The 18,411-nt window shown below is 60.0% G+C and carries 17 protein-coding genes; 11 read left to right on the forward strand and 6 right to left on the reverse strand.

Annotation, left to right across the window (positions count from 1 at the left end):
• Window positions 1–33 precede the first annotated feature (33 nt).
• Window positions 34–1,095: a ferrochelatase gene (hemH, locus tag GKC28_RS04070; protein WP_174145289.1), complete on the reverse strand. Its 1,062-nt coding sequence runs from the start codon at window positions 1,093–1,095 to the stop codon at window positions 34–36.
• A 102-nt stretch (window positions 1,096–1,197) separates the two neighbouring features.
• The gene (locus tag GKC28_RS04075; RefSeq protein WP_174145291.1) at window positions 1,198–2,022 is read right to left on the reverse strand and encodes a methyltransferase domain-containing protein; all 825 of its coding nucleotides are present in this window, start codon (window positions 2,020–2,022) and stop codon (window positions 1,198–1,200) included.
• Between the two features lie 13 nt (window positions 2,023–2,035).
• On the opposite strand from GKC28_RS04075, the gene GKC28_RS04080 reads away from it, so the two are divergent.
• From GKC28_RS04080 to GKC28_RS04095, 4 genes are all read left to right on the forward strand, one after another.
• Complete coding sequence (locus tag GKC28_RS04080) at window positions 2,036–2,764, forward strand: ComF family protein (protein WP_174145293.1); 729 nt, start codon at window positions 2,036–2,038, stop codon at window positions 2,762–2,764.
• Window positions 2,765–2,846: 82 nt separating this feature from the next.
• Window positions 2,847–3,104 carry a glutaredoxin 3 gene (grxC, locus tag GKC28_RS04085; protein WP_174145295.1) on the forward strand — a complete coding sequence of 86 codons (258 nt, stop codon included), beginning with the start codon at window positions 2,847–2,849 and terminating at the stop codon, window positions 3,102–3,104.
• Between the two features lie 15 nt (window positions 3,105–3,119).
• Window positions 3,120–3,950: a carbon-nitrogen hydrolase family protein gene (locus GKC28_RS04090; protein WP_174145297.1), complete on the forward strand. Its 831-nt coding sequence runs from the start codon at window positions 3,120–3,122 to the stop codon at window positions 3,948–3,950.
• On the forward strand, window positions 3,950–4,390 hold the full coding sequence (locus tag GKC28_RS04095; RefSeq protein WP_019295272.1) for a MarR family winged helix-turn-helix transcriptional regulator: 441 nt from the start codon (window positions 3,950–3,952) through the stop codon (window positions 4,388–4,390). The genes GKC28_RS04090 and GKC28_RS04095 overlap by 1 nt, the downstream gene beginning before the upstream one ends.
• Before the next feature lie 305 nt (window positions 4,391–4,695).
• Here GKC28_RS04095 and ubiG read toward each other — a convergent pair whose 3' ends face one another.
• Window positions 4,696–5,442, reverse strand: a complete 747-nt coding sequence (gene ubiG / locus GKC28_RS04100; protein WP_174145299.1) for a bifunctional 2-polyprenyl-6-hydroxyphenol methylase/3-demethylubiquinol 3-O-methyltransferase UbiG — start codon at window positions 5,440–5,442, stop codon at window positions 4,696–4,698.
• A 50-nt stretch (window positions 5,443–5,492) separates the two neighbouring features.
• On the opposite strand from ubiG, the gene pip reads away from it, so the two are divergent.
• The 6 genes from pip to infB all read left to right on the forward strand — a co-directional run bounded on the left by pip (window position 5,493) and on the right by infB (window position 12,835).
• Window positions 5,493–6,473, forward strand: coding sequence for a prolyl aminopeptidase (gene pip / locus GKC28_RS04105; protein ID WP_174145301.1), 981 nt, complete (start codon window positions 5,493–5,495; stop codon window positions 6,471–6,473).
• Complete coding sequence (locus GKC28_RS04110) at window positions 6,470–7,315, forward strand: ABC transporter substrate-binding protein (protein ID WP_174145303.1); 846 nt, start codon at window positions 6,470–6,472, stop codon at window positions 7,313–7,315. Before pip ends, GKC28_RS04110 begins: the two co-directional genes overlap by 4 nt.
• Before the next feature lie 180 nt (window positions 7,316–7,495).
• Window positions 7,496–8,086 carry a ribosome maturation factor RimP gene (rimP, locus tag GKC28_RS04115; RefSeq protein ID WP_174145305.1) on the forward strand — a complete coding sequence of 197 codons (591 nt, stop codon included), beginning with the start codon at window positions 7,496–7,498 and terminating at the stop codon, window positions 8,084–8,086.
• Window positions 8,086–9,702: a transcription termination factor NusA gene (gene nusA / locus GKC28_RS04120; protein WP_174145307.1), complete on the forward strand. Its 1,617-nt coding sequence runs from the start codon at window positions 8,086–8,088 to the stop codon at window positions 9,700–9,702. The genes rimP and nusA overlap by 1 nt, the downstream gene beginning before the upstream one ends.
• Window positions 9,703–9,728: 26 nt before the next feature.
• Entirely contained in the window at window positions 9,729–10,349 is a 621-nt protein-coding gene (locus GKC28_RS04125) for an RNA-binding protein (protein ID WP_174145309.1), read from the forward strand.
• 8 nt (window positions 10,350–10,357) lie between these two features.
• Window positions 10,358–12,835: a translation initiation factor IF-2 gene (infB, locus tag GKC28_RS04130; RefSeq protein WP_065268107.1), complete on the forward strand. Its 2,478-nt coding sequence runs from the start codon at window positions 10,358–10,360 to the stop codon at window positions 12,833–12,835.
• Window positions 12,836–13,003: 168 nt separating this feature from the next.
• On the opposite strand, the gene mutT is transcribed toward infB, so the two are convergent.
• From mutT to GKC28_RS04145, 3 genes are read right to left on the reverse strand one after another with little or no spacing between them, the layout of a single operon-like run.
• Window positions 13,004–13,402 carry an 8-oxo-dGTP diphosphatase MutT gene (gene mutT, locus GKC28_RS04135; protein ID WP_174145311.1) on the reverse strand — a complete coding sequence of 133 codons (399 nt, stop codon included), beginning with the start codon at window positions 13,400–13,402 and terminating at the stop codon, window positions 13,004–13,006.
• Complete coding sequence (argJ, locus tag GKC28_RS04140; protein WP_174145313.1) at window positions 13,399–14,625, reverse strand: bifunctional glutamate N-acetyltransferase/amino-acid acetyltransferase ArgJ; 1,227 nt, start codon at window positions 14,623–14,625, stop codon at window positions 13,399–13,401. The genes mutT and argJ overlap by 4 nt, the downstream gene beginning before the upstream one ends.
• Before the next feature lie 2 nt (window positions 14,626–14,627).
• The gene (locus GKC28_RS04145) at window positions 14,628–15,479 is read right to left on the reverse strand and encodes a peptidylprolyl isomerase (protein ID WP_174145315.1); all 852 of its coding nucleotides are present in this window, start codon (window positions 15,477–15,479) and stop codon (window positions 14,628–14,630) included.
• 177 nt (window positions 15,480–15,656) lie between these two features.
• Here GKC28_RS04145 and secA point away from each other — a divergent pair, with 177 nt between their 5' ends.
• On the forward strand, window positions 15,657–18,356 hold the full coding sequence (gene secA, locus GKC28_RS04150; RefSeq protein WP_174145317.1) for a preprotein translocase subunit SecA: 2,700 nt from the start codon (window positions 15,657–15,659) through the stop codon (window positions 18,354–18,356).
• Window positions 18,357–18,411 lie beyond the last annotated feature (55 nt).

Genomic DNA, 18,411 nt, shown 5'->3' on the forward strand with positions numbered 1-18,411 from the left:
AATATTGGATACTTTCTGGACTGGGGAGGCGTGTTAGTCCAGCCAGCCTTTCAGGTTTTCCTCAATCACGCCTGCCAATGCCGCAACGTGATCGTCATCGTCATTGAGGCATGGGATATAGAGGAAGTCCTCGCCGCCGGCATGCTCAAAGCTTTCGCGGATTTCTTCATTGATTTCTTCCAGCGTCTCAATGCAATCCGCAGAGAAGGCAGGCGCGATCACCGCGATGCATTTCTTGCCTTCTTTGGCGAGCGTGGCGACGTGGTCCACCGTGTAGGGTTTCAGCCATTCCTCTGGTCCGAACACCGACTGGAAAGTACTGGTGATTTGGGTGTCATCCCAGCCAAGCCGCTCTTTCAGCAGCCGCGTCGTTTTCTGGCACTGGCAATGATAGGGATCACCCTGCTTCAGATACCGCTTCGGCATTCCGTGGTAGGAAACCACCAGAATATCCGGGCGCCTTTCTGCCTTGGCATAGGCTTCTTCCACCGACCGCGCCAAGGCATCGACATAGGCTGGCTGGTCGAAATAGGGTGCAATTGTGCGGGCGGCGGGCTGCCATGGCTCTTCCATAAGCGCGCGGAAGAACTGATCATTCGCAGTACCGGAGGTCGCGCCGGCATATTGCGGGTAAAGCGGCACAAACAGGATTTTCTGGCAGCCGGCCTCCACCATCTGGCGCACCTTGGACTTGGTCGAAGGGTTGCCGTAGCGCATGCAGAAATCGACCATCACCTGATCGCCGTACCGAGCTTTCATCACCTCAGCCATCTTGGCGGTCTGGTCCTTGGTGATGGTCATTAGCGGGCTTTCGCCCTTGTCGTGGTTCCAGATCGATTTGTAGGCCGCACCTGAGGAGAACGGGCGTTTGGTCAGAATGATCAACTGCAGCAGAGGCTGCCATTTCCACGACGGGTAGTCGATCACCCGTTTGTCGGACAGGAACTCGTTCAGATACCGGCGCATCGGCCAGTAGGAATAATCGTCCGGCGTGCCAAGGTTGGCCAGCAGGATGCCGACCTTCTCTGCCGGGATCTTGGGATGATCGGCAGGGGCGTGGGCAGGGCATTTGGCGGTCCGGGCGGCGTCCAGCATGGGCAGGTCCTGTGGGGCTGAGAATTCGATGTTTGGCGGGAAACTACTGTCTTTACGCGCAGAAGGCCAATTGGATCACATTGGCGCAGCGATAGCGGAAACTTATCGGGGTTTGAGCTTGGTTTCCGGCACTTTCAGCGCATCGGCCAGGCGCATCTGGGCAGAGCCGGGGCGCAGGGGTTTCTGCTGGCTGTCCGATGGCGACCAGCCGGTGAGGCAGACCAGCTCAAATGTCGCTGGCAGCCGGCCGTCTGCAGTGGCGAAATGCTCTCGGTAGATGTGACCGGCCAGCTGGAACAGGGTGCGCGGGGCCGGGCGCTTCAGGCGCTGGGCGAGGGCGTTGGTTTCTCCCATTCCACGCAAGTCATGGACCAGGTGTGTCAGATCCCGGTACTCGGCAGTGAGTGGAACCAGATCGGCGACTGGCAGGGCAAAACCGGCGCGTTGCAGCAATCCGCCCAGATCGCGAATTTCTCCCATCGGGGCTATCCGTGGGGACAGGCCGCCCAGCACAACGGTTTCCGCCTCGGCCATGGCTGCGCGCAACTCGTGCAGGGTCTGGCCGCCCAGCAGAATGACCAGCAGCAGCCCGTCTTCCTTCAGGGCGCGGCGGCATTGGATCAGCTGTCCGACCGGATCATTGGCCCAATGAAGGCACATGGCGTGGATCACCACATCGTGCGCGCCTTCAGCCAGTTCGAGCACTTCCTCGTCCGCAACGATTTTCGCCTCGGGCTGAAACCCTTCCCAGACCTCTGGGAAAGGGCAGATCACCGCAGGGGTTGTAAAGGTTCTGTTAACCAAGCTTAGGCGATCCTCTGCCTCGTTCCGTGCCATCTGGTGCAGGAACAGGGCATCCGGCCGCCGGCGTGCACGACGGGCTTCCAGGGTGCGGCGGTCGAAAAGCTGCATGGGTGCTTGTGTCATGGGGGCTATTTAGATGCTGACGGCACGGATTCAAACTGCTGTTTCGCTGATCTACCCGTCTCAGTGCGTAGGATGCGGCGGGCTGGTAAGCAGTGACTTTGGCTTGTGCGCTGCCTGCTGGGCAGACGTGCATTTCATCAGCGGCACGGTTTGCGAAGGCTGCGGTGTTCCGCTGCCAGGGCAAACGGACGGGTTTCGCCTGGAGTGCGACAGCTGCCTGCGCCACCCGAGGCCGTGGAGCCAGGGGAGATCTGCACTGCTTTACGAGGGGCAGGGCCGCAAACTGGTGCTGGCCCTGAAACATGGCGACCGCACGGAAATTGCCGATACGGCTGCCGACTGGCTGCACCGCGCCGCTGAGCCTCTGCTTCAAGGTGATCTGCTGATTTGCCCGGTGCCGCTTCATTGGACCCGGCTGCTGAAGCGCAAGTACAATCAATCGTCTTTGCTGGCCGCGGCGTTGGCCCGCAAAAGCGAATTGCACCACTGCCCTGACTTGCTGCGGCGCATCCGGTGGACACCTGCGCTGGAAGGGAAAACCCGCGATCAGCGCTATCGTCTCCTGGGGTCAGCAATAACGGTGCCGCCAAAACGAAAAGGCAGGATCAAGGGGCGGGCGGTACTGATCGTGGATGATGTGATGACGTCGGGCGCTACGCTCAACGCCTGCAGCGATGCCTGCCTGCAGGCCGGCGCGGCCGAGGTGCGGGTGGCGGTGCTGGCCCGAGTCACGCAAACGTGAGGCAGTCCGCCTGCCTCTGGCAATTGTTGCAATGAATCCCCAATTCCTCCACAACCTTCGAAACCAGAATATGGGGTCCTGAATGAAAACGGTTGAAATCTACACCTCGCCTCTGTGCGGCTATTGTCATGCGGCCAAGCGGCTGCTGAACCAGAAGGGTGTGGCCTTTTCGGAAGTCAACGTGCTGGAGGAGCCGGAGCGCAAGGCGGAGATGATCCAGCGCGCCAACGGCGGCCGCACGGTGCCGCAGATTTTCATCGGTGAGACCCATGTCGGCGGCTGTGACGACCTGTTCGCGCTGGAACAGGCGGGCAAGCTCGACCCGCTGCTGGCGGCCTGATCCCGGAGAGATAAGATGCGCGCAGCTCTGCTTCAGATGACATCCACCGATATTCCGGCCGAAAACCTGGAAACGGTGAAAGCAATGATGGCGGAGGCTGTGCGCGGCGGGGCCGGTTTCGTGCTGACACCCGAGGTCACCAATTGCCTCTCTGGCAGCCGGACGCATCAGAATGGTGTCCTGTGCCATGAGGAGGGCGACCCGACCCTGGCTGCCCTCCGCGAAGAGGCGGCCAGGCACGGTGTCTGGCTGCTGCTGGGTTCGCTGGGCATCAAGACCCATGACAATGACGGGCGCTTTGCCAACCGGCAGTTCCTGATCAGCCCGCAGGGTGAAATCACCGCGCGTTATGACAAGATCCACATGTTCGATGTGGAGGTCACGCCGGAGGAAACCTATCGTGAATCCGATGGCTACCGCCCGGGCACCAAAGCCGTCGTGGCGGAAACGCCCTTTGCCAACATTGGCATGACCATCTGCTACGACGTGCGCTTTCCGCGTCTGCACCGGGCACTGGCCAAGGGCGGGGCGCAGATCCTGACTGTGCCTGCGGCGTTCTCCTATGTGACGGGCGCGGCGCATTGGCATTCGCTGTTGCGCGCCCGGGCGATCGAGAGCGGCTGTTTCGTGCTGGCGCCGGCGCAGACCGGCAAGCACCCGGCCTCCCGCGGGCCCAGCCGCAAAACCTATGGCCATTCCCTGGCTGTCGCCCCCTGGGGCGAGGTGCTGGCGGACGCGGGGCAGGAGCCTGGCGTGACTTACGTTGATCTCGACCTCGAAAAAGTGGCAGAAGCACGCAGGCGTGTGCCTTCCCTCACCCACGACCGGGAGTTTGACGGACCCTGATGGACGAGACCCATTCCCTGGCGGTATCGCTGTTCAGCGAGATACTCATGGCTGACCAGCTCGCCCGGTCACGCCTCAGCAAAGTGCTGCCAAAAGGGATGGAGCTGTCGCATTTCTCGGTACTGAACCACCTGGCCCGCGCCGGGCTGGAACGCTCGCCCGCACAGCTGGCCAAGGCGTTCCACGTGACACGCGGGGCGATGACCAACACGCTGAACAAGCTGGAAGTGGCAGGCTATATACATGTCCGCCCCGATTGGGATGACGCCCGGCGCAAGATGGTGGCCATCAGCCCTGCGGGAAAACAAGCCCGTGACGCTGCACTTGCAGGAATTATTCCCGTGATTTCTGAAGTTGTGGGGGAACTGGGAAGTGATCGGGTCCGGGCAACATTGCCAATCTTGCGAGAGCTGCGCGGCAAGCTTGAAGAGAGCGGTTGAAAATTTGTCGCCCTATAAATCATTGATTCAATAGATAAAAAAAGACGCCTGCAAGCAGGCGACTTTTTCCCATCAGTCCCCATCAATCCGTGAGTGGCGGTGCCGGTTACCTTTGGGTGGATCCACCAACGTTAAAGCGGCAAGCAATCACTCGGTTACGGAGCTTGCGCCCCAGCAACGAGACGAAAATATTCCATTTCCGCTATTTGACGATAGCAAGCGTCAGTCAGCGCCTAAAGTGTTCATAAGGATTATCGCCTATCCATTTGGATAGACGCCGCAGGAAAAGGCTGGCGAAGGGGTTGTCAGCCAGGCTTCACGCTGGCGGTCACATAGTTGACGGAGAGATCCCGTTCCGAGATCGACCAGTTCCAAGTGATCGGGTTGAACACGAAACCTTTGCGGTCCACTGGTTTCAGTCCGGCTTGCCGCAGCATTTCGAATAGTTCGTCCGGGGTGATGAATTTTGACCATTCATGGGTACCGCGCGGCAGCCAGCGCATGATTACTTCTGCCCCGACAATTGCCATGGCAAAGCTCTTGGGGTTGCGGTTGATGGTTGAGCAGATTTCCAGGCCCCCGGGTTTCAGTAGCTGCTGGGTTGCCGTCAGGTAGCTGAGCGGATCAGCGACATGCTCCACAACTTCCATATTCAGCGCAACGTCGAACTGCTCGCCTGCGTCGGCCAACGCTTCCGCGGTGGTGTGGCGGTAGTCGATTTCCAGCCCGGATTGTTCGGCATGAATGCGGGCCACCGGCAGGTTGCCTTCAGCAGCATCCGCGCCAACAACTGTCGCTCCTAACCGAGCCATCGGCTCACTCAGCAGCCCGCCGCCGCAGCCGATGTCCAGCAGCCGCAGCCCATCAAACGGGCGTTGCGACCTGAGGTCACGGCCGAACTCGCCGGCTATTTGGCTGGTGATATAGTCGAGCCGGCACGGGTTCAGCATATGCAGGGGCTTGAATTTGCCGTTCGGGTCCCACCATTCCTTAGCCATCGCCTCGAATTTGGCGATTTCCGCAGGGTCGACTGTGGATTGAGGCGCTTGCATTCCTGTCTCCGTGTGCTCTTTTGTAGTCTGACGTTTCACTAAGGTCAGTAATGGATAGATACCCGGACCAAAAGCGCGCTGTGCATTATCTTTACCCGCCGGTTGAGCCATTTGACCAGCGCATGATCGACGCAGGCCAGGGCCACCGCATTTATGCGGAGCAAAGCGGTAATCCAAATGGAATTCCTGTGATCGTCTGCCATGGCGGCCCCGGTGGCGGCAGCAGCCCGGCAATGCGCCGATACTTCGATCCGCATGTCTATCGAATCATCCTGTTTGATCAGCGCGGCTGCGGCCGGTCGCGCCCCTATGCCTCATGCGAGAATAACACCACCTGGAATCTGGTGGCTGATATGGAGTTGATTCGAACACAGCTCTGTATCGACTCCTGGGTGTTGTTCGGTGGCAGTTGGGGTGCGACCCTTGCACTGATCTATGCGCAGGCTCATCCGGAACGTGTACAGCAGATCATCTTGCGCGGTGTCTTCCTGATGACCAAAGCAGAGCTGGATTGGTTCTACGGCGGTGGCGCAGGGAAGTTTTGGCCGGAGACCTGGGCCAAGTTTGTTTCCTTGATTCCGGATGCGGAGCGAAACGATATGATAGCCGCATACAAAAAGCGGCTGTTTTCGGGCAATCTTGAAGAAGAAGTGCGATACGGCCGGGCCTGGTCTGCCTGGGAAAACGCACTGGCGTCGGTTCATTCCAACGGGCAAAGCGGTGAAAGCCCAGGGGATTATGCACGCGCGTTTGCCCGGTTGGAGAATCACTATTTCAGTAATGGCGGCTTCCTTGACTACGATGGTCAGATCCTTGCCAATATGGGCCGCGTCTCCCATATTCCCGGTGTTATCGTGCAGGGCCGCTACGACATGATCTGCCCGCCATCTTCGGCCTGGCGCCTGAGAGAATTGTGGCCGAATGCGGAGTTGAAGATGGTGCGCAATGCCGGGCATGCTTTGTCGGAGCCGGGAATCAGCGCAGAGCTGGTCCGGGCGATGGACCGGATTGCAGGAGAGCTTGTGCCATGACGCGCATCGACCGCCGCGCGCTGTTCACCTCTGGTGCTGCTGCTGCCTTGCTTGCGGCGGCTGGCGGTTCAGTCAATGCATCACCCAAGGCTGGCGGTGTGTTGCGCCTGGCGGTGCCGCGCGAGCACGGGATGCTGGAGCAGGCCGCCCGCGGTGCGGTCTATGACACGCTGACAGAAATCGCTCCTGATGGATTGTTGCGCGGGGAACTAGCTACCAGCTGGCTATCCGCTCCGGACGCACGAGCCTGGACTTTCGATCTGCGGGAAGGCGTTACTTTCCACGATGGCAGACAATTAACGGCGGAAGATGCCGCTGCCTCTCTAAATGTGCTGGGTGCGACCGGCTTAGAAGTGCGAGCGGCCACCGCGTTGGGAAGTCATCAGCTGTTGCTGGAACTGGAGCAGCCCAATCCGCATCTGCCTTATCTGCTGGCCGACGCGGATCATATAATTGCTCCGCGGGGCGCACGGCATGTGCCTCTTGCTGAGGCGGTTGGGACCGGCTGCTACCGGGTCGAACGTGCCCAGGAGGATCGCCACTTCCGAGCTTCCAAGGTGGCAGGGCATTACAAGGCCGGCACCGCGGGCTGGGCAGACACGGTGGAAATCATCGTGATTCCGGATGCCTCGGTCCGGGCTGAGGCACTGCGTGACGGTTATGTCGATGTGGCCGCCCTGCCGGAACCGCGCGGGGTGTTGAAGCGCGGTGAGTTCCTGTATCACCCGTCCTCCAGAGATATGGCATTGGCCGCCCGCCACGATGTCGGCATCCCGCGCAAAGTGGGCCAGCGGGCGCCGCTGGATGATGGCCGTATCGCGGAACGGTGGTGGCGAGTTTAGCACGGCCTCGGATCTCGTGAAAACACAAGCCTTGCAGTTTTCCCCAATCCCCCCTATATGCCTTTGACAACAGCGGCGCGTTGAACCTCTGGCTCAAGGCTCCACCGGGAACATCGACGGGCCGCGCGCCCGTTTTTTTGTGCTTGCAGGAGTGCTCCTGCGACCCCAAGTGGAGGTCAGATGACCAACGACCTTATAGCCAAAGCTGCCATTGATCGGCGCCTGGCCGAGATCGTCTCTCCGGTGATTGAGGATCTGGGTTATGAGTTGGTGCGCATCCGGCTGATGTCCGGAAAGTCGACGACGCTGCAGATCATGGCGGAAAAGCCTGAAGGTGGCATCGAGGTGGACGACTGCGCCCAGATCTCGAACGCAGTCAGCGCTGTGCTGGATGTCGAGGATCCGATCCTCGACGCCTACGCGCTGGAGGTGTCCAGCCCCGGCATCGACCGTCCGCTGACGCGGATGAAGGACTTCGAGATGTTCGAAGGCTACGAAGCCAAGCTGGAAACCGCCGAGCTGGTCGACGGCCGCCGCCGCTTCAAGGGTGAGCTGGCAGGCACCGAAGGGGACGAGGTCCTGATCAACATCGACGATCAGGGCGAGACGGTGACCATCGGTTTGAAGTTTGACTGGCTGAGCGATGCCAAGCTGGTGCTGACCGATGAACTGATCAAGGAAATGCTGCGCCAGCGCAAAGAGGCCGGCACGCTGAACGAAGACGCATTCGACGAAATCGAGACCGAAGAGTCTGACGAGGAGAACAAGTAATGGCTATCACCTCTGCAAACCAGCTGGAGCTGTTGCAAACCGCCGAGGCCGTGGCGCGCGAAAAGATGATCGACCCCGGACTGGTGATCGAGGCGATGGAAGAGAGCCTCGCCCGCGCCGCCAAGAGCCGCTATGGCGCCGAGATGGACATCCGGGTGTCGATCGACCGCAAGACAGGCCGCGCCACATTTACTCGTGTGCGTACAGTTGTGGCGGATGATGAGCTGGAAAACTACCAGGCCGAGATGACCGTCGAGCAGGCGCGCCAGTACATGGCAAATCCCGAAGTAGGCCAGACCTATGTTGAGGAAGTGCCGCCGGTCGAAATGGGCCGTATTGCTGCTCAGTCGGCCAAGCAGGTGATTCTGCAAAAGGTTCGCGAAGCAGAGCGCGACCGTCAGTATGAGGAATTCAAGGATCGCGCCGGCACCATCATCAACGGCTTGGTCAAGCGCGAAGAATACGGCAACGTCATCGTCGATGTGGGTGCCGGTGAGGCGATCCTGCGCCGCAACGAGAAGATCGGCCGCGAAAGCTATCGCCCGAACGACCGTGTGCGCTGCTACATCAAGGATGTGCGCCGCGAGCCGCGCGGCCCGCAAATCTTCCTATCCCGCACCGCGCCGGAATTCATGGCCGAGCTGTTCAAGATGGAAGTGCCGGAAATCTATGACGGCATCATTGAGATCAAGGCCGTTGCCCGTGACCCGGGATCGCGCGCCAAGATCGCTGTTATCTCCTACGACGGCTCGATCGACCCGGTTGGTGCCTGTGTGGGTATGCGCGGCTCCCGCGTGCAGGCCGTGGTGAACGAGCTGCAGGGTGAGAAGATCGACATCATCCCGTGGAACGAGGATCAGCCGACCTTCCTGGTGAACGCGCTGCAGCCCGCCGAGGTGACCAAGGTGGTGCTGGACGAGGAAGCCGGCAAGATCGAAGTCGTGGTGCCGGAGGAACAGCTGAGTCTGGCCATCGGCCGACGCGGCCAGAACGTGCGCCTGGCGTCGCAGCTGACCAACCTCGACATCGACATCATGACCGAGGAAGAAGAATCTGCCCGCCGCCAGAAGGAATTCGAGGCGCGCACCAAGCTGTTCATGGAAACCCTGGACCTCGACGAGTTCTTTGCCCAGCTGCTGGTGTCCGAAGGCTTCACCAACCTGGAAGAAGTCGCCTATGTCGAGCTGGACGAACTGCTGGTCATCGACGGTGTCGACGAAGGCACAGCCGAGGAGCTGCAGGCCCGCGCCCGCGACTTCCTGGAAGCCCAGGCCAAGGCGGCCTTGGATGCGGCTCGCGCACTGGGTGCAGAGGACAGCCTGATCCAGTTCGAAGGCCTGACCCCGCAGATGGTCGAGGCGCTGGCGAAGGATGACGTGAAGTCGCTGGAAGATTTCGCAACCTGCGCAGACTGGGAACTGGCCGGCGGCTGGACCACCGATGGCGGCGAGCGGGTCAAGGATGACGGTATCCTTGAACCTTTCGGCGTGTCGCTGGAAGAAGCACAGGATCTGGTGATGACCGCCCGCATCATGCTGGGCTGGGTCGATCCGGAAGAGCTGGAAGCGGAAACAGCCGAAGGCGAAGAAGCTGGCGATGAGGAAAGCGAGGCCTGATTTTTGGCCTTGCACAGGAGACCTGCATGACACGCGGCGGCGCAACAAAAGACCGGACCGGCGAAAGCGAGCGCAAATGCATCGCGACCGGCGAGTCCCAACCCAAACAGGGCCTCATCCGTTTTGTGATGAGCCCTGACGCGCAGGTCGTGCCCGACGTGATGGGCAAGCTGCCTGGCCGCGGTGTCTATGTGGCCTCCAGCCGGGAGGCTCTGGGTACGGCAGTAAAGAAGAAGCTGTTTGCCCGCGGTTTCAAAGCGCCGGTGCAGGTGCCGGATGAGCTGGAACAGGAAGTTGAGCGCCAGATTGTCCGCCGCCTGATTGAATTGATCAGCCTGGCGCGCAAGTCAGGCGCCGCGGTATCCGGCTTTGAAAGGGTCAAGGACTGGCTGGCCAAGGAAGAGGCGCGGGTGCTGATCCAGGCCTCTGACGGGTCGGGGCGCGGGAAGTCGAAGCTGAGCACGCCTTACAAGGGCAAATTCATCGGCTGCCTCACGGCGGACGAGCTGGGAATGGCATTTGGACGCCAAACTGCAATCCATGCCGCCCTCGCCTCTGGCGGACTCAGCAAACGTGTTGTAGATGAGGCGCAACGACTGCAAGGTTTGCGCGAAATGGTGGGCGGCAACGGCCGCACGGAAGGATAAGTAGCTTTATGAGCGATAGTGACGGCAAAAAGACACTGGGTCTGCGTGGGGGTTCCCGTCCGGGGAACGTGAAACAGAGTTTCAGCCATGGACGGACCAAGAATGTCGTGGTGGAAACCAAGCGCAAGCGCGTTGTGGTTCCCAAGCCGGGTGCGGCCAAGGGGGGCAGCGGTGCTGCACCTTCCACATCCGGATCGCGCCGGCCTGCCGGCATTAGCGACGCAGAAATGGAGCGCCGCCTGAAGGCACTGCAGGCAGCCAAGGCCCGCGAGGCCGAGGAAGCCGCGCAGCGCGAAGCCGAAGAAAAGGCCCGCGCCGAAGAGCGTGAGCGCCGCCGGGCGGAGCAGGAAGCCAAGGAACGCGAGCAGCGCGAGGCGGAAGAGCGTGCGCGTGCTAAAGCTGAAGAAGAAGAGCGTCAGCGTATTGCAGCTGAAGAAGCTGCGAAACGTGCTGCAGCCGCTCCGGCACCGGAGGCTGCGAAAGCTGAGCGTTCTGCGCCGAACAAGCCTGCACCTGCCGCAACACCGCGCAAATCCGAGCGCGAGCGTGAGCAGCGCCCGTCCCGCGGCAAGGGCCGCGACGACAACCGCCGTTCCGGCAAGCTGACCCTGGGCCAGGCAACTGGCGGTGAAGGCAACCGCCAGCGGTCGATGGCTGCTATGAAGCGCAAGCAGGAACGTGCGCGGCAGAAGGCGATGGGCGGCTCTGTCGAGCGTGAAAAGGTTGTGCGCGACGTGCAGTTGCCGGAAACGATTGTGGTGTCCGAGCTGGCCAACCGTATGGCTGAGCGTGTTGCCGATGTGGTGAAGTCGCTCATGCAGATGGGCATGATGGTCACCCAGAACCAGTCGATCGATGCCGATACCGCCGAACTTATCATTGAGGAATTCGGCCACAAGGTGACCCGTGTTTCCGATGCTGACGTCGAGGACGTGATCAAGGAAGTCGAAGACAAAGAAGACGACCTGAAGCCGCGCCCGCCGGTGATCACCATCATGGGCCACGTCGACCACGGTAAAACCTCGATCCTGGACGCGATCCGCAATGCCCGCGTTGTGGCCGGCGAAGCCGGCGGCATCACCCAGCACATTGGTGCGTATCAGGTGAAAACCGAAAGCGGCACCACGCTGAGCTTTCTGGACACCCCTGGCCACGCGGCCTTTACCTCGATGCGCTCGCGCGGTGCTCAGGTAACCGATATCGTGGTTCTGGTTGTTGCAGCGGACGACGCTGTCATGCCGCAGACAATTGAGGCAATCAACCACGCCAAGGCGGCCGAAGTTCCGATGATCGTGGCGATCAACAAATGCGACAAGCCTGCCGCAGACCCGATGAAGGTCCGCACGGATTTGCTGCAACACGAAGTGATTGTGGAACAGATGTCCGGTGAAGTGCAGGACGTCGAAGTTTCGGCCCATACCGGCCAGGGCCTGGACGAACTGCTGGAAGCCATCGCGCTGCAGGCGGAAATCCTGGAACTGAAAGCCAACCCGAACCGTGCCGCCCAAGGCGCCGTAATCGAAGCCCAGCTGGATGTGGGCCGCGGCCCCGTAGCCACCGTTCTGGTTCAGAACGGCACCCTGCGTCAGGGCGACATCTTTGTTGTGGGTGAGCAGTACGGCAAGGTCCGCGCGCTGATCAACGACAAGGGCGAACGCGTGCAGGAAGCCGGCCCCTCGGTGCCGGTCGAGGTTCTGGGTCTCAACGGCACTCCGGAAGCAGGTGACGTTCTGAACGTGACCGAGACCGAAGCGCAGGCGCGCGAAATCGCCGCCTACCGTGAGCAGGCCGCCAAGGACAAGCGCGCTGCTGCCGGTGCAGCAACCACACTGGAACAGCTGATGGCCAAGGCCAAGGAAGACGAAAACGTCTCCGAGCTGCCGATCCTGGTCAAAGCCGACGTGCAGGGTTCCGCCGAAGCCATCGTTCAGGCGATGGAAAAGATCGGCAACGAGGAAGTGCGCGTTCGCGTGCTGCACTCGGGCGTCGGTGCGATTACCGAGACCGACGTGGGCCTTGCCGAAGCTTCCGGTGCGCCGATCATGGGCTTCAACGTCCGTGCCAATGCCTCGGCCCGCAACACCGCCAACCAGAAGGGCGTGGAGATCCGCTACTACTCGGTGATCTATGATCTGGTAGATGACGTGAAGGCGGCGGCCTCCGGCCTGCTGTCGGCGGAGATCCGCGAGAACTTCATCGGCTACGCGCAGATCAAGGAAGTCTTCAAGGTCACCGGCGTTGGCAAGGTTGCCGGCTGTCTGGTTACCGAAGGCGTTGCCCGCCGCTCGGCCGGCGTGCGCCTGCTGCGCGACAACGTGGTGATCCACGAAGGCACGCTGAAGACCCTGAAGCGCTTCAAGGACGAAGTGTCCGAGGTACAGTCTGGTCAGGAATGCGGTATGGCGTTTGAGAACTACGACGATATCCGCCCGAATGACGTGATCGAGATCTTCGAGCGCGAGGAAGTGACCCGCACCCTTGACTAACGTCTGAGGAGTTGCGGAAAGAAAAGGCCCCGGCTCGAAAACCGGGGCCTTTTTCTGTTCCGCGCACTTTTCCAGTAATTTCTGGACTGTGGCAGTTAAGTGACCGAATAAATGCGAACAACCTCCTTGGAAGGGTAGCTGCCCGGCTGTGCCGGGGCCGCAAACGCCTTACAGCCAATCACGCAGGATAGGGATCAGCGGAATATCTGCCGGCGGCATTGGATAGTCGCGCAGGTCTTGCGGCCGGACCCATTTCAACGTTTGCCCTTCTTTGGCCTGCGGGATGCCGTCCCACTTGCGGCAGGCAAAAAGAGGCATCAGCAGGTGGAAGTCCTCGTAGGAATGGCTGGCGAAGGTCAGCGGCGCGAGGCAGGAGGCCCAGGTGTCGATTCCCAGCTCCTCGTGCAGCTCGCGTATCAGGGCTGTCTCAGGCGTTTCGCCCGATTCGATCTTTCCTCCGGGAAATTCCCACAGGCCGGCCATGGACTTGCCTTCAGGCCTTTGGGCCAGCAAAACGCGCCCATCTACATCAATGAGCGCCACCGCCGATACCAGAACTGTTTTCATGACCGGTAATCCGCGTTGATCGAGATGTACTGATGCGTCAGGTCACAAGTCCAGACAGTGGCCGTGCCGTCACCGAGGCCCAGATCCACCTTGATGCAGATCTCCTGCTTTTTCATCTCCGCCGCGCCCAGTTCCTCCTTGTAGTCGGGCGAGACCCACCCTTTCTCTGCGACCAGAACATCGCCAAATGAGATCGACAGCAGGTCACGGTCGGCTGCTGCGCCGGACTTTCCGATTGCCATGACGATGCGGCCCCAGTTCGGATCCTCGCCGGCAATAGCGGTTTTAACCAGAGGAGAGTTGGCAATCGCCATGCCGTGTATCTTGGCTTCTGCATCCGAAGCTGCACCCGTTACCTGGACTTCCACGAACTTAGTGGCGCCTTCACCGTCACGCACTACTTGGTGCGACAGGTCGAGCATTACCCGTTCAAGTCCAGCTGCAAATTCCGCGTTGACCGTCGCATCCACGCCAGAAGCACCGGTGGCGCATAGCATCAGGCTGTCTGAGGTGGAGGTGTCGCTGTCCACGGTAATGCAGTTGAAGCTTCGGTCGCAAATTTCGACCAGCTGGGCTTGCAGAGCTGTCTGTTCCACCTTTGCATCGGTGAAGATGTAAACCAGCATTGTTGCCATATCTGGAGCGATCATGCCGGAGCCCTTGGCAATGCCGGCGATCTTAACCGTCTTGCCGTCAATGCCGACGGTGGCGCAGGAACCCTTGGCAAAGGTGTCCGTGGTCATGATGGCCCTGGCGGCGCCTTCCAGCGCGTTTTCATCTAGTGCGCTGCTCAATTCGCCGATCTTAGCGACAATCCTGTCATGCGGCAGCGGTTCACCGATTACCCCTGTGGAGGCGGTGAAAACGCGTTCCGCCGGAACGCCGGTTTGCGCGGCCACTGCAGCAGTAATCTCCGCAACCGAAGTCTGGCCATAGTGGCCGGTGAAAGCGTTGGAGTTGCCGGAGTTTACCAGGATTGCTGCCCCGGTGTCTGCTGCACCGCCCAGCTTGGCCTGACAATCCAGTACAGGCGCCGAGCGGGTTTTGGAGCGGGTAAAGACACCAGCAATTGCGGTACCCGGGTCCATGACCGCCAGCATCACGTCTGTGCGGCCCTTGTATTTGACCCCAGCGGCGGCGGTTGCAAAGCGCACTCCCTTGATCACCGGGAGGTCGGGGAAGCCAGCAGGTGCCAGCGGTGAAACGGGCATGGATTTGGCCATGATCAGTTCCTTACCAGACTGAGGTCTTTGAGAATGGCCGGATCAAGCTCTTCAATCTCAGGCCGTTCAATTTCCGCGGCGGCTGTCAGCTCGTTCACTCGCTCTTCTACAGCCTTCTGCCGCAGTTCGTCAGCCAGTTCTGCCTGGACTTCTTCGAACTCGGGGGCTTCGGTCTTGCGGCGCTCATTCAGCAGGATGATATGCCAGCCAAACTGCGTTTGGACCGGATCTGAGACCTCACCGGAACCCAGTTTGAGGACTGCCTGCTCGAACTCTGGAACCATCCGGCCTGTGGTGAACCAGCCAAGATCGCCGCCGTTAGGACCGGAGGGGCCAGTAGAACGTTCCTTAGCCAGGGTGGCAAAGTCAGCGCCTGAATCCAGCTCGGCCTTGACGTCCAGTGCGTCTTCTTCGCTTTCGACCAGGATATGGGCGGCGTGAAATTCATCGCCGCCTTCACCGGTAGAATACTTCTCGTCATAGGCTGCGCGCAGCTTCTCCTCGCTGCTGGCCTTCTCCATGACTGTTTCGATTACCTCTGCTGCCAGCAAGGCGCGTTGTTCGTTTTCGACCGAAAGCTCGACATAGTGGGGCACTTGGCCCCGAAGCTGCTGCTTCAATGCTGTCTGCTGGATCAACTGATCCAGGATTGCGTTGTAGAGAACGTCATCGGGCAGCTGCTTGTACTGCGCCGGCAGGTTTTCGCGTGCCATGACCATGTGGCCAATGGTGATCTCCTCGCCATTTACCGAGGCAACCACAGTGTTTGCATGTGGAGCTGCTGCTGCGGCCAGTGGCAGCGCAGCACAGGCGGCAACCGCCATACCGCGCAGAAATGTGAGACCTTTACGCATTGATACCTTCCTATTCCTTGGCCGTTAGGGGCCGTGCCGTTGACACTCTATACCCTGCCGCTTACATCGCCTTGAGGCCATTGGCAGGACCGTCTTTCCAACATTGTTTATGGGTTGCGGTCACGGCGGGCAAGTCTGCCCGATGCATAGGCCGGATATAGGATCGCTGGAGAAGATATGCTGGGTTTCGGAACAATCGCCAAAAAGGTTTTCGGTACACCTAACGACCGTAAAGTCAAGGCGACACGGCCGCTGATTGCGCAGATCAACGGGCTGGAAGATGAGTTCGCGAAGCTCAGCGATGACGGGCTGATTGCCAAGACCGAAGAACTGCGTAAGCGGGCGCTGGATGGCGAAAATCTGGATGCGCTCCTGCCCGAAGCCTTTGCCAACGTGCGTGAGGCCGCCAAGCGGGCCCTGGGCCTGCGTGCTTTTGATACCCAGCTAATGGGCGGTGTCTTCCTGCACCAGGGTAACATCTCAGAGATGAAGACCGGCGAGGGCAAGACCCTGGTGGCGACCTTTCCGGCCTACCTCAATGCGTTGACCGGCAAGGGTGTGCATGTGGTCACGGTAAACGAATACCTGGCCAAGCGTGACAGCGAATGGATGGGTAAGGTGTTTGCTCAGCTCGGTATGACCACCGGCGTGATCTGGTCGGGCCAGCCTGATGCAGAAAAGATGGCTGCCTACCAAAGCGACGTCACCTATGCGACGAACAATGAGCTGGGATTCGACTACCTGCGCGACAATATGAAACCGTCGCTGGACCAGGTGTTCCAGAAGCAGCACAACTTTGCCATCGTCGACGAAGTGGACTCGATCCTGATCGACGAGGCCCGCACCCCGCTGATCATCTCCGGTCCGGCAGAAGACCGCTCTGAGCTCTATTCGACGATTGACAAGGTGATCCCGCTGCTGGCGGAAGACCATTACGAGATCGACGAGAAGACCCGTGGCGTGACCTTCACGGAAGACGGCAATGAATACCTGGAGCAGACTCTGCGTGAGCACGGGCTTCTGGAAGCCGAGACATCGCTTTACGACCCGGAAAGCACCACAGTCGTTCACCACGTGAACCAGGCACTGCGCGCGCATAAACTGTTCCAAAGGGACAAGGACTATATCGTTCGCGACGGCCAAGTGGTTCTGATCGATGAATTTACCGGTCGGATGATGCCGGGCCGTCGCCTGTCCGAAGGCCTGCATCAGGCCATCGAAGCCAAGGAAGAGGTGCAGATCCAGCCGGAGAACACTACTCTGGCTTCCGTGACATTCCAGAACTATTTCCGTCTTTACAACAAGCTTTCCGGCATGACCGGTACTGCCATGACCGAAGCCGAGGAATTTGCAGAAATCTATGGTCTTGGCGTGGTTGAAGTACCGACCAACCGTCCGATCGCGCGGGTTGATGAGGATGATCAGGTTTACCGCACTGCCCGTGAGAAATATGAGGCGATGATAAAGGAAGCCAAGGTGGCGCATGAGAAGGGCCAGCCAGTCCTGTTGGGCACCACCTCGATCGAAAAGTCCGAGCTGCTGAGCCAGATGCTGCAGCAGGAAGGCATCCCGCACAACGTCCTGAACGCCCGCCACCACGAGCAGGAAGCGCAGATCGTTGCTGATGCCGGCCGGTACGGCGCGGTGACCATTGCCACCAACATGGCTGGACGCGGTACCGATATTCAGCTCGGCGGTAACGTCGAAATGAAGGTGCTGGAGGCGTTGGCGGCCAACCCCGAGGCCGACCCGGCAGAGTTGCGCGCCGCCGAAGAAGCCAAGCATGCGGAGGAAAAGCAAAAGGTGCTGGATGCTGGTGGTCTGTTCGTGATGGCATCCGAGCGGCACGAAAGCCGTCGTATCGACAACCAGCTGCGCGGCCGTTCAGGCCGCCAGGGCGACCCCGGACGCACCCGCTTCTACCTCAGCCTCGAAGATGATCTGATGCGGATCTTCGGCTCTGAGCGTCTGGACAAGCTGCTGTCGTCTTTGGGCATGAAGGAAGGCGAAGCGATTATCCATCCTTGGGTGAACAAATCGCTGGAACGAGCCCAGGCAAAAGTCGAAGGCCGCAACTTTGACATGCGCAAAAACGTGCTGAAGTTCGACGACGTGATGAATGACCAGCGCAAGGTTATTTTCAAGCAGCGCCGCGAAATCATGGCTGCTGAAGACCTGTCAGAAATCACCAATGACATGCGCCATGAAGTGATCGACGACCTTCTCGACGTCCATATGCCCCCAAAAACCTACGCTGACCAGTGGGACACGGAGGGATTGCAGGAACAGGTCCGCGAAATGCTGTCCATTGACGCGCCGGTTGCAGACTGGGCAGCTGAAGAAGGTGTTGACGATGAACAAATCCGCGAGCGGCTGGTGGATGCGTCCGATAAGATGATGGCGGAGAAGGCTGAGGCCTTCGGCCCGGAAAACATGCGCAACATCGAAAAGCAGGTGCTGCTGCAGACCATCGACAAGAAATGGCGCGAACATTTGCTGACGCTGGAGCATCTGCGTTCGGTGGTGGGGTTCCGCGGCTATGCGCAGCGTGATCCGCTGAACGAGTATAAAAACGAGAGCTTCCAGCTGTTCGAAAGCATGCTTGACAGCCTGCGTGAGGAAGTCTCCCAGCAGCTCAGCCGGGTGCGTCCGATGACTGAGGAAGAGCAGCAGCAGATGCTGATGGAGATGGCAGCCCGTCAGGCAGCCATGCAGCAGATTGCAGCACAAGCCACTGGCGCGGAAGCGTCGGCAGACGCAACCGCGCCAGGTTTTGTTGAGGACGACCCGTCAACATGGGGTAATCCTTCGCGCAACGACAAGTGCCCATGCGGATCCGGCAAGAAGTTCAAGCATTGCCACGGTAGCTTGGTCTGATTGACCTTTCGTTCCTTTCGGGCTCCGGTTCCGCGGCCCTTGGCGGGCTGCGTGA

Source organism: Leisingera sp. ANG59 (genome assembly GCF_013317235.1).
Lineage (GTDB): Bacteria > Pseudomonadota > Alphaproteobacteria > Rhodobacterales > Rhodobacteraceae > Leisingera.